10 protein-coding genes are annotated in these 12,382 nt (G+C 43.5%); 6 read left to right on the top strand and 4 right to left on the bottom strand.

Annotation, left to right across the window (positions count from 1 at the left end; genetic code table 11):
- A partial coding sequence (locus PX484_RS04400) for a 50S ribosomal protein L19 (protein ID WP_288102982.1) occupies positions 1-121 on the bottom strand: 121 nt, incomplete at its 3' end.
- 277 nt (positions 122-398) lie between these two features.
- On the opposite strand from PX484_RS04400, the gene PX484_RS04395 reads away from it, so the two are divergent.
- The 6 genes from PX484_RS04395 (at position 399) to PX484_RS04370 (ending at position 5,976) form a co-directional block, all read left to right on the top strand.
- Complete coding sequence (locus tag PX484_RS04395) at positions 399-569, top strand: hypothetical protein (RefSeq protein WP_287765587.1); 171 nt, start codon at positions 399-401, stop codon at positions 567-569.
- A gap of 37 nt (positions 570-606) precedes the next feature.
- A complete protein-coding gene (locus PX484_RS04390; protein ID WP_287765590.1) occupies positions 607-1,020 on the top strand; it encodes a Het-E N-terminal domain-containing protein in 414 nt (137 codons plus the stop codon).
- 26 nt (positions 1,021-1,046) lie between these two features.
- Positions 1,047-1,442, top strand: coding sequence for a hypothetical protein (locus PX484_RS04385; protein ID WP_002769767.1), 396 nt, complete (start codon positions 1,047-1,049; stop codon positions 1,440-1,442).
- A 65-nt stretch (positions 1,443-1,507) separates the two neighbouring features.
- The gene (locus tag PX484_RS04380; RefSeq protein WP_287765592.1) at positions 1,508-5,170 is read left to right on the top strand and encodes a WD40 repeat domain-containing protein; all 3,663 of its coding nucleotides are present in this window, start codon (positions 1,508-1,510) and stop codon (positions 5,168-5,170) included.
- 279 nt (positions 5,171-5,449) lie between these two features.
- Positions 5,450-5,758 (top strand): type II toxin-antitoxin system HicB family antitoxin, encoded by a 309-nt coding sequence (locus PX484_RS04375; protein ID WP_002754318.1) that lies wholly within the window; start codon positions 5,450-5,452, stop codon positions 5,756-5,758.
- Between the two features lie 2 nt (positions 5,759-5,760).
- Positions 5,761-5,976 carry a type II toxin-antitoxin system HicA family toxin gene (locus PX484_RS04370; RefSeq protein WP_002738249.1) on the top strand — a complete coding sequence of 72 codons (216 nt, stop codon included), beginning with the start codon at positions 5,761-5,763 and terminating at the stop codon, positions 5,974-5,976.
- 219 nt (positions 5,977-6,195) lie between these two features.
- On the opposite strand, the gene PX484_RS04365 is transcribed toward PX484_RS04370, so the two are convergent.
- The 3 genes from PX484_RS04365 to nifJ form a co-directional block, all read right to left on the bottom strand.
- Positions 6,196-7,404, bottom strand: a complete 1,209-nt coding sequence (locus PX484_RS04365; RefSeq protein WP_002800214.1) for an ATP-dependent 6-phosphofructokinase — start codon at positions 7,402-7,404, stop codon at positions 6,196-6,198.
- Between the two features lie 149 nt (positions 7,405-7,553).
- Entirely contained in the window at positions 7,554-8,579 is a 1,026-nt protein-coding gene (locus PX484_RS04360) for a dihydroorotate dehydrogenase-like protein (protein WP_287765596.1), read from the bottom strand.
- Between the two features lie 2 nt (positions 8,580-8,581).
- Positions 8,582-12,136: a pyruvate:ferredoxin (flavodoxin) oxidoreductase gene (nifJ, locus tag PX484_RS04355; protein ID WP_287765598.1), complete on the bottom strand. Its 3,555-nt coding sequence runs from the start codon at positions 12,134-12,136 to the stop codon at positions 8,582-8,584.
- Positions 12,137-12,382: the final 246 nt, after the last annotated feature.

Below are 12,382 nucleotides of genomic sequence, written 5' to 3'. Positions count from 1 at the left end.
GCTCTTTATCTCCTTCAACGATTCGCACCCCTACCCGGATCGTGTCACCGACATGGATAATGGGCAGATCGCTCTTGAGATACTCGGCTTCGATTGATTTGATAATCTCTTCCGTTTTCATCGGCTTTCGTAAAACTGACAATTTACTATCATACCATATTTTTTTAAGTACAGCCTTTCTCGTCTAAATGAAATATGATCTAAACGGGATTAGGGACTTGCGCTTTGATAATGTATCTTTTGGGCGAACGCAGTTCGCCCCTACATTGTGGACAAAATCCGTTACTGTAGAAGTGCCAGGAACCTGCGCCCTCCGATCGCTCAAGTGTGCTGATCACCCTAAGTAGGGGGAAGTCCTTCGAGAGTCCCCGCAGCTAAGGGACTTACGCTTTGATAATATGCTATCTGGCTGGTCTGATTTTTCTACAGAGCGATTTTCTGGCTGGGATATTATTCCCAAGCAAGTCCCCCACGTCCAGCTTATAGTAGTAGCCAACAACCCCGACGAGCAAGCCATTTGCGCCCAATACCTGCGCCATAATCGCGTCAGATACTTTGCTTTGATCTAAGATTGAGTCAGCAATATCTAATTTGGAGTCTCAGGCAATGGAAATAATTCTCGCTGCGTTGGCTGCTGGTGCGGCGGCTGCTGCTAAGGATACGGCAGGAACAGCCGTTAAGGATGCTTATGAGAGTTTAAAAGCGTTGATTAAGAAGAAGTTTGCAGAAAAAGGGAAAACAGATGATAGTGATATCGTCGATAAACATGAGAAAAAACCAGATTCAGAGGGGGTAAAAACACTGCTTAAAGAAGAGTTACTTGAAGCAAAAATTGATAGAGATGCAGAGGTTATTAAGACAGCAGAAGAATTACTTAAGCAATTAAAACCTGAAGAATTTGCCGCAGGTAAGTATAATATTAATGTTGGTGATGATATTAAAGGAATGGTGGGAGATGGTACTTTGAAGGGAATTGCAGGAGATATTAGTGGTGGAGATATTAGTCAGAACATTAATTAGTTGAGGATTATTTAGGAGGGAAATTTATGTCAATTACTGTTGAGGTAGAACTTAAAGATTTTCTAATTCAAATCAATCAAAAGTTAGACAATCTTCAAAAAGATGTTACTGATATTAAGATTGAACTTAGTGAAGTTAAAGGTGAAATTAAGCGTCTGGAGGGAAAAATTGATGGTGTCGAGAAGCGTCTGGAGGAAAAAATTGATGGTGTCGAGAAGCGTCTGGAGGAAAAAATTGATGGTGTCGAGAAGCGTCTAGAGGAAAAAATTGATGGTATTGAGAAGCGTCTAGAGGGAAAAATTGATGGCGTGGAAAAGCGCTTAGAGAATCAAGAGTTTGTCAGTCGAGGGATTTTAGTCGCTTTAATTGTAACGATTTTAGGCGGTTTGGCTAAATTGTTTGGTTTAGTAGGAAGTCCTTAAAGAGTGCTAATTCTAAAACTGCAATTTAAAGTTAACTTGAAAAGAATAATTTTGGGGTAGCAAAAATGACTGATAAAAGTTATTATTCAGAAATAGGAGGTGATGTTAAAGGTCTTATTGGTGATGGTGAATTTAAGGGAATTGCAGGTGATATTAGTGGGGGTGTAATCAATCAATATATTATTACCCAAAAGTCAGGAGTTGAGATTCAGGCTCAAACTTTAATTACGGGTTCACCTTATTTGGGTTTAAGGAAGTTTGAGGTAGATGACAAGGATAGGTTTTTTGGGCGAGATAATTGGATTATTGAGTTAACTGATTATTTAAAGCAAAAGAATGTTTTATTGCTTTTAGGTGCGTCAGGAAGCGGTAAATCTTCTCTCGTGCAAGCGGGTTTAATTCCTAAGTTAAAGGATAATTTGGGCGCAAATAAATTGGTTAATTTAACTTTTGTTCCTGATGTTAATCCCTTTGAGTCTTTTTATGGTTGTCTTTTGGCAAATAGATATAAACAATCCCAAGCGAAATTAGCACAATCTGTTCAGGAAGATACTTTAATTAAGGTGGTTGAAGGATTAAAAAATAATTCTGATTTATGGTTTATTTTTATTGACCAATTTGAGGAATTATTTACTCGTACACCGAAGACAGAAAGGGATATTTTTATTAAAAGTTTGGTTAATTTAATTGAAAAGAATGATAGTTGGGTTAAAATTGTGATGACGATGAGGGCGGATTTTTTAGATAAATTAAGTCCTTATCCCAGTTTAGGAAAAATCCATGATCAGTATAGCAAGATGTTAACGGATATGGACGAAAGTGAGTTAAGATTAGCTATTGCTGAACCGGCGGCGAGAAATGGGGTAATCTTTGAAAAGGGATTAATTAATCAAATTATTGCCGATTTTTATGAACAGGCTGGCTCTTTACCTCTGTTACAATATACGTTAGATTTATTGTGGCAAAAAAATCATATTCAAGAGCGGATTTTAAATATTAAGATTTATCAAGAGATTGGTGGGGTAACGGGTGCGCTAGAAAAACAAGCGGATAAAATTTATAGTCAATTTAATGAACAGCAACGGAAAGCAGCAGAGGAAATTTTTCTAGAGTTAATTAGTTTAGAAGGGGAAAAAGCGGTTAGCAGAAGGGCGAATAAATCGAGTTTTGAACAGGAGGAAATGCAAAGGGAGGTTCTCTATCAATTGATAGATAATCGTCTTTTGGTGAGTAAGGGAGAAGACGGGAAAGCAACGGTTGAGGTGGCACATGAAGAATTGTTGCGGTGTTGGAAAGTGTTACAGGATTTAATTAGGGAAAAGGAGGAGATAATTGTTCTGAGAAGTCGTTTATATGCTGATGCTAAACAGTGGGATGATTTACAGAAGCAAGATGCAGTAAAAGCGAGTAGTGAGCTTTGGGGAGGTTCTAAGTTGGCTAAAATTGTTGAGTTTCAAAAGAATAATTCTCTGCCTAATTTAGAGGCTGTGGCGATTGAGTTTATTAAGGCGAGTATTAGTCAAGCAGAACGACAAAAAAATGAAAAAATTAGAACAGCGCGAATAATTACAGCGGGTTCTTTGGTGGCGGTGGTGATTAGTACTGGATTTGGTTTAATGGCGTGGAAACAAACACAACAAGCGGAACTCAATCTGGCAAATGCTCGCGGGTTTTCTTCCTTGTCTTTGTTTGATAGAGGAAAAGAATTAGAGGCTTTTGTTGAAGCGATTAAAGCAGGAAAAACCCTACAAAAGCAGCAGGCATCCGACACGAAGGTGACGAATGCCTTACAGGAACTTCTCAACCGCAAAAGTGAACGCAATCGCTTAGAAGGGCATGGTAGATATGTCCATAGCGTTAATTTTAGTCCTAACGGCAAGACTTTGGTGAGCGGTAGTGATGACAAAACTATCAAACTCTGGAATGTAGAAACAGGCCAAAAACTCCACACCTTCGAGGGGCATGGTGGCCCTGTCTATAGCGTTAATTTTAGTCCTGACGAGGGCAAGACTTTGGTGAGCGGTAGTGATGACAAAACTATCAAACTCTGGAATGTAGAAACAGGCCAAGAAATCCGTACCCTCAAGGAGCATGGTGGCACTGTCTATAGCGTTAATTTTAGTCCTGACGGCAAGACTTTGGTGAGCGGTAGTGATGACAAAACTATCAAACTCTGGAATGTAGAAACAGGGAAAGAAATCCGCACCCTCAAGGGGCATAAAGGCCCTGTCTATAGCGTTAATTTTAGTCGCAACGGCAAGACTTTGGTGAGCGGTAGTGGTGACAAGACTATCATACTCTGGGATGTAGAAACAGGCGAAAAACTCCACACCTTCGAGGGGCATAATGGCCCTGTCTATAGCGTTAATTTTAGTCACGACGGCAAGACTTTGGTGAGCGGTAGTGGTGACAAGACTATCAAACTCTGGAATGTAGAAAAACCCCAAGAAATCCGCACCCTCAAGGGGCATAATAGCCGTGTCAGAAGCGTTAATTTTAGTCCCAACGGCAAGACTTTGGTGAGCGGTAGTTGGGACAACACCATCAAACTCTGGAATGAGTCAACAGGCCAAGAAATCCTCACCCTCAAGGGGCATGAAGGCCCTGTCTGGAGCGTTAATTTTAGTCCTGACGAGGGCAAGACTTTGGTGAGCGGTAGTGATGACGGGACTATCAAACTCTGGAATGTAGAAATAGTCCAAACCCTCAAGGGGCATGATGACCTTGTCAATAGCGTTGAGTTTAGTCCTGACGAGGGCAAGACTTTGGTGAGCAGTAGTGATGACGGGACTATCAAGCTCTGGGATGTAAAAACAGGCGAAGAAATCCGCACCCTCAAGGGGAATGATTACCCTGTCAGAAGCGTTAATTTTAGTCCCGACGGCAATACTTTGGTGAGCGGTAGTGATGACAAAACTATCATACTCTGGGATGTAAAAACAGGCAAAAAAATCCACACCTTCGAGGAGCATAATGGCCTTGTCAGAAGCGTTAATTTTAGTCCCAACGGCGAGACTTTGGTGAGCGGTAGTTGGGACGGTACTATCAAACTCTGGGATGTAGAAAAACGCCAAAAAATCCACACCTTCGAGGTGCATCATCGTGTCAGAAGCGTTAATTTTAGTCCCGACGGCAAGACTTTGGTGAGCGGTAGTAATGACAAAACTATCAAACTCTGGGATGTAAAAACAGGCAAAGAAATCCACACCTCCTATGCCTTCAAGGGGCATGAGGGTCCTGTCAGAAGCGTTAATTTTAGTCCCAACGGCGAGACTTTGGTGAGCGGTAGTTATGACAAAACTATCAAACTCTGGGATGTAAAAACAGGCAAAGAAATCCACACCTTCGAGGGGCATGATGGCCCTGTCAGAAGCGTTAATTTTAGTCCTAACGGCAAGACTTTGGTGAGCGGTAGTGATGACAAAACTATCAAACTCTGGAATGTAGAAAAACGCCAAGAAATCCGCACCCTCCATGGGCATAATAGCCGTGTCAGAAGCGTTAATTTTAGTCCCAACGGCAAGACTTTGGTGAGCGGTAGTTGGGACAACACTATCAAACTCTGGAAGGTAGAAACAGACTCGAATTTATTGAATTTAGATGCTTTAATGGGGCGTAGTTGCGATTGGGTGCGGGCTTATTTGCACAATCCTAATTCTGGTGTTAGGGAGGAGGATAGGGGTTTGTGTGATGGGATTGGGGGTAAATCGTCAGTATCAGGATTTTGAGGATTAGAGGATTTTCAGGATGCTCAATCTTAAAAGATTGTCAGGAGTTTCCAAGTAAATAATCCAGTTAATCCTAAAATCCCGTTAATCTTGGTTTAGACTTCTTTGTGAGGATACAGAAGGATTGTAGGGCGATGCAGAAGAGTTGTAGGACAATACACAAAGATTGTAGGACAATGCAGGACTTAAACGCTTTAATGGGGCGTAGTTGCGATTGGGTGCGGGTTTATTTGCACAATCCTAATTCTGGCGTTAAGGAGGAGGATAGACATTTGTGTGATGGGATTGGTGAGGAGAAGTGATAATATAGTTACATATTATGGAGATTTAGAGAAGAAAATGATCTTACTCAATTATTGTGAAAAAGCTTTACAAAAAGCACAATACAAAAGGCTAAATGACGGTACTTGGTTTGCTGAAATAGAAGGCTTTCAAGGCGTTTGGGGAAATGGATTGACCGTTGAAGAATGCCGTCAAGACTTACTAGAAGTTCTAGAAGAATGGATCATTTTAAAATTACAAGATGGCGACCCTTTACCTATCATAGATGGATTAGAAATTAAAGTTACAACAGTTGCAGAAGTTTAGTTATGCCATCAGCAATTTCTCGCAGAAAATTAATCAGAAAATTGAAAGCTTTAGGTTACACAGGACCTTTTTCTGGTAGTAAACATCAATTTATGAAAAAGGGTCAACATAAAATTCGCATCCCTAACCCTCATGGAAATCAAGAAATCTCTACAGATTTAGTTAAGGAAATTCTCAAACAAGCGGGTATTAGTGATGAAGAATGGGACAACAGTTAAACAGTATTGGTTATATATTTAGGATTTGATCTTTATGATTCTTTTCATATCGCTTGCGCTGAATATGCTAGAATAGACGTATTGTTAACCACCGATGACAGATTACTGAGAAAAGCCATAAAATACAGTAAATTATTGCAAGTAAAATTAGCAGAATTAAATATCTTAACCAATTAAAAAAGCGAGAAAGTATTAGCAACCCTTCTCGCTTTATTATAACTAAACCAACGCCTCCACAGCTTGCGGAACTACTGCCGTCTCAGTTGTGGTATTTTCCCCTAGGTAAATTCCCAAAGAACGGGCTGTTTTGACGATAAAACCATCAGGATCCACGGGATAGGCACAGCGATGCTCTTGATGACATTGTTTGATAATTTTGATCACTGGTTTCAGGGGCAAACTACGCACTTGTCCCCCGCGCCAAATCACCACGCGATCGAGTTTACCCTGTTCGATTAATTCTACGGCCTTAATGCCGAAGGCCGTGGCTAACAGTCGATCCATGGCCAAAGGAGGACGACTTCTTTGCAGGTGTCCCAAAGACATGGCCCGCACATCCATGGAATTGAGATAACAGAAGACGGGATCGGTAACGCACAAAGAGCGAGTTTTGTCAAATATTAATTTTTCTAAATAATCGGCAATATACTTCTCTTTTTGGTTATCTTCGTTTTTAACACCCTCAGAAATGACAATGAGAGCGAATTTACGACCTTGAGCGCGTAATTCTGCCAAATGACGACAACAACCGTCGATAATTTCGGGAGTGAGAGCCGGGGTTAATTCGGGAATAAAAATCGCATCGGCCCCCCCGGCAATTCCGGCATGAAGGGCTAAATGACCGGCATCTCTACCCATCACCTGCACAATCATCACCCTTTCGTGACTAGCGGCGGTAAAGGTGAGATCATACAAAGCTTGAGTGACGATATCCACGGCAGTGGTAAAACCGACGGACCATTCCGTATAGGGAACGTCATTATCGATGGTTTTGGGAACCGCGATAATATTCCAGTTGCCTTTCTGGGCGAGATCGTAGATGATATCGATGCTCCCATCGCCCCCAACGACGATCAGGGCATCTAATCCCAGCATTTCGTATCCTTGCAGGATTTTCGTGGCAATTTCTGGGTTTTCGGGATGTCCTTTGCTCAAAGAACCCAAGACACTACCACTAAGAAACTGCAAAACGTCTAATCCTTTCAAGACCCCGGGTAGGTTATAGCCATGCTGAGTCAGGATCAAATCTTCGGGGTGATATTTTCCCTCGGCAATCTGCATAAAACCGTCGGTCCCGTAGGGAATGCCGTACACATCCCAACCCTTTAGTTTTGATGATTTCACCACGGCACGAATTACCGCATTTAACCCCGGGCAATCGCCACCACTGGTCAGAATGCCGATTTTTTTCTTTTGATTCTCGTTCATGGTTATATCCTCCAGGATTTTTTTTTCGTTGTCGGGAGTCAGTATTAAGGAGTCAGGAGTCGGGAGTCAGGAGATTATTTTTATTTATTCTCCCTGCTCCCCACTCCCCAATTCATAATTCATAATTCATAATTTCCCACTTCCCACTTTTATTTGCTGGTGGTTTGAAAACGTTTCCAAACAGGTTCGTAACTTTGCAGGGCTTTCATATACTGTACCCGTTCAAAAGCAGTCGGATCTGGGCAATTCATTTGACTCATACTGCCAATTAACTGCTCGATCGATTCGTACTCATTTTCTTCCAACCAATGCAATAAACCCTGTTCGATCTTGGTAATTTCCTCCAAACCGTGGCGTAATAAAACACTAACTAACATGGTCGCTTTTGCCCCCACCATCATCATTTTGATCACGTCGATGGCGTTATGAATGCCACTGGTAGCGGCAAAATCCGTCGGTACACGACCGTAAAGCATGGCAATCCAGCGCAGGGGTAAACGCATTGCTTGGGGATTACTGAGGATAATATTAGGGTGAACATCCAAGGTGTCTAAGTCGATATCCGGCTGATAGAAACGGTTAAATAATACCAACCCATCGGCCCCTGCTTCCGCTAATTGTTTAGCCATATTGGCCGTATTGCTAAAGTAGGGACTTAACTTCATCGAGACGGGAATTGATACCTCCGATTTGACAATTTTGAGGATATCAATATAGTTTTGTTCGACGTGATTTCCGGTTAATTCCAGGTCGTTGGGAACATAATAAACATTCAACTCCAAAGCATCAGCGCCCGCTTGTTGAATTTGAGTGGCATACTCCAACCATCCCCCAGAGGTCTCACCGTTGAGACTGGCAATAATCGGAATATCGACCATTTCTTTGGCTTTGCGAATATGGTTGAGATATTCGTCGGAACCAACGTGAAAAACCTCCGGTTCGGGAAAATAAGTCAAAGCTTCCGCAAAACTCTCGGCTCCGTGGGTAAAATGATGGTGTAGAGCCAGTCTTTCGTGTTTAATCTGCTCCTCGAAAAAGGAGTGTAAAACCACGGCAGCGGCTCCGAAGTCTTCCATTTTCTTGATATTGTCGATATCCTCGCTCAAGGGTGCGGCCGCACCGATGACTAACGGCGATCGCAATTGCAAACCCATGTAGGTAGTGTGTAGATTCATAACTATTCGTTGCTCCCTGTACCTTTTGCTGCTAAATACTGATACATTTGCCAGCGCGTATCCACATCTGCTTGTGCTTCTTTGAGCAGACGTTTAGCTTCCTCCGGCTTACTGGTGGCCAACATCTTAAAGCGATTCTCCGAGTAGAGAGTTTGCGCTACGGTAAGCTTAGGCGCACGGCTGTCCAATTGTAGGGGATTTTTGCCTTCTTTAGCTAAATCGGGATGATAACGGTACATTAACCAGCGACCGCTTTCCACCACTTCTTTTTGATGGTTCATGGCGGTGGTCATGTTGATCCCGTGAGCAATACAGTGAGAATAGGCGATAATTAACGATGGCCCGTTGTAAGCTTCCGCTTCTAGGAAAGCTTTGATAGTTTGCTCGTTTTTTGCCCCCATAGCCACGCTGGCCACATAGACGTTACCGTAGGTCATGGCCATTAAACCGAGGTCTTTTTTCGGTCCCGGTTTGCCACCAGAAGCAAATTTAGCTACGGCAGCGCGAGGAGTAGCTTTCGAGGCCTGGCCGCCCGTATTTGAGTAAACTTCCGTATCCATGACCAAAATATTGACATTGCGACCACTAGCTAAAACGTGATCTAAGCCACCATAACCGATGTCGTAGGCCCAACCGTCACCCCCGACAATCCAGACGCTTTTCTTGACCAGATAATCGGCCACGGATAACAACATTTTCACCTGCGTGGTCGGGGTTAATTGCCCTAAACGGGATTTTAGGGCCTCTACCCGATGCCGTTGTTCGTAAATTTCCGCTTCATCGACTTGGTGACAATTGAGAATATCTGCCGCTAGACTTTCTCCGATTTCACTAGCGAGGGTTCCTAACAGTTCGGCGGCAAATTCTGCCTGTTTATCGATGGAAACTCGGAATCCTAAGCCAAATTCGGCATTATCTTCAAAGAGGGAATTCGACCAGGCCGGACCGCGACCTTCGGCGTTAACTGCCCAGGGTGTTGTCGGTAAATTACCTCCGTAGATAGATGAACAACCGGTAGCATTAGCCACTATCATGCGATCGCCAAATAGCTGACTGACTAATTTAACGTAGGGAGTCTCACCACAACCGGCACAAGCGCCGGAAAACTCAAAGAGAGGTTCCTGCATTTGCTGATGGTTAATTTTATTGAGATTTAGGCTTAATCGGTCTGGATTAGGCAAATTAAGGAAGAAATCCCAGTTAACTCGTTCCTGTTCCCGCAGGGGCAATTGGGGAGCCATATTAATCGCTCTTAGACGTGGTTGCGATTTGTTTTTAGCGGGGCAAACATCAACACAGAGACCGCAACCGGTACAATCTTCGGCGGCCACTTGGATGGTGAATTTTAGCCCTTTCCAGTCGTGATCCTTGGCATTAGCGACTTTAAAGGTTTCTGGGGCCGTAGCTAATTCGGCCTCGTCATAGACTTTCGAGCGAATAACGGCGTGGGGACAAACAAGAACGCATTTACCGCACTGAACACAGACATCGGCATCCCAAACGGGGATTTCTTGGGCAATATTGCGTTTTTCCCATTGGCTAGTGGCGGTGGGGTAAGTACCATCGTTGGGAAGGGCGCTAACGGGCAATTCATCCCCGTGACGGGCGATAATTTTGCCGAGGACTTCTCGGACGAAAGTGGGTGCGCTGTCGGGAATTGGTGGTCTTAATTCAAAAGCTTCAGGGGTGACAGTGGCGGGAATTGGGACTTGATAGAGATGTTCTAGGGCAGAATCCACAGCTTTGATGTTCATCTGCACGATTTCTTCCCCTTTCTTGCCGTAGGTCTTGCGGATGGCTTTTTTGATTTGTGCGATCGCATCTTCCCGCGACAAAACCCCCGCTAGGGCAAAGAAACACACCTGCATAACGGTATTAATCCGACTGCCCATCCCCGCTTCTTTGGCTACTTGAGTGGCATTAATCGTATAAACTTGCAGATTTTTATCGATGATAGTTTGCTGGAGATGGCGGGGTAAGTGACTAAACACCTCCTCCGGTGGATAGGGACTATTCAGGAGAAAAATTGAGTTCGATTTAGCGGTTTCTAGCAGGTCAAATTGTTCGACAAATTCCCACTGATGACAGGCGATAAAGTTAGCATCAGTGATTAAATAGGTAGAGCGAATCGGATGGGGGCCAAAGCGTAGGTGAGAAACGGTGACGGAGCCAGATTTTTTGGAATCATAGACGAAATAACCCTGGGCATAATTATCAGTATCTTCACCGATAATTTTAATTGAATTTTTGTTAGCTCCCACCGTACCATCGGAACCTAAACCGTAGAAAACCGCCCGCACTACTTCGTCCGGTTCGGTGGAAAAACTGCGGTCATATTCCAGACTGGAAAAGGTAAGATCGTCAACGATACCAATAGTGAAGTGATTTTTCGGTTTGTCGAGACTTAAGTTATCAAATATACCGGCAATCATGGCTGGAGTAAATTCTTTGGAAGATAAACCGTAGCGTCCTCCCACAATTTTCGGCAGCTTGCCTTCGTACTCTTCCATAAAGGCATTTACCACGTCTAAATATAGCGGATCGCCCCCGGCACCGGGTTCTTTACAGCGATCTAAAACGGCTATTTTTTTCACCGTGGTGGGCAAAGCTGCCAGTAATTTTTCGGCGGCAAAGGGACGATAGAGACGAACTTTTAAAACCCCAACTTTAGCCCCATTTTGATTGAGATAATCCACGGTTTCATGGACGGTTTCCCCTCCCGATCCCATTAACATAATCACTCTTTCGGCATCGGGCGCACCGTGGTATTCATAGAGATGGTATTGCCGTCCTGTTAATTGGGCAAAACGATCCATAATTTTTTGGGCGATATCGGGACAAGCATAATAGAAAGGATTGACGCTTTCCCTTGCCTGGAAATAAACATCGGGATTTTGTGCCGTGCCTCGTAAAACCGGTCGATCGGGAGTTAAAGCTCTTTGACGATGGGCAATAATTAGGTCTTCATCTATCAGTTCTTTGAGAGTTTCATCGCTAATTAATTCGACTTTTTGCACCTCATGACTGGTACGAAACCCATCAAAAAAGTGCAGAAAAGGAATCCTGGTTTCTAGGGTGGTAGCCGTGGCAATAGCCGCCAGATCTTGAGCTTCTTGAACGGAATTAGCCGCTAACATAGCCCAACCCGTACTTCTGGCAGACATGACATCACTATGATCCCCAAAAATTGACAATCCTTGGGCTGCTAAAGCACGGGCCGCCACATGAACCACTGAAGAGGTTAATTCCCCCGCAATTTTGTAGAAGTTAGGGAGCATTAATAATAATCCCTGCGAGGAAGTGAAAGTAGTAGTTAAAGAGCCTGTTTGTAGCGCTCCGTGCAGGGTTCCCGCTGCCCCACCTTCGCTCTGCATTTCGATTACGGAAGGAATGGTTCCCCAGAGATTAGCTCTGCGTTCGGCTGACCAACTATCGGACCATTCACCCATGGGCGAGGAGGGAGTGATAGGATAAATAGCGATCACTTCACTGAGACGATAGGCAACGCGCGCAACAGCTTCGTTACCATCTATGGTTGCATAGGTTTTTGTGGTCATGTGTTCCCCTTAGTTTTTACGATATTTGTCGGGATTTTAAGTTTTTTTACGGCTCAATTTCGCACTAAATATCCTCTCGTTTCCCTGACAACCGAAGGATTTTCTTTGAGCGTCGCTTTTGACTCCCTATCTACTATTGGACGCTTACGGCAGACAGGCTTAAGTAGAGCAATTTTTCTGTCTCCACCTCGATCATTATCCAGATTCTCGGCTTTCTAGCAATTCGTTATTTTTTCTTAATACGCT

The organism is Microcystis sp. M49636_WE2 (assembly GCF_030065375.1).
GTDB classification, from domain to species: Bacteria; Cyanobacteriota; Cyanobacteriia; order Cyanobacteriales; family Microcystaceae; genus Microcystis; species Microcystis aeruginosa_C.
This window is presented reverse-complemented; position numbering and strand designations above follow the sequence as displayed.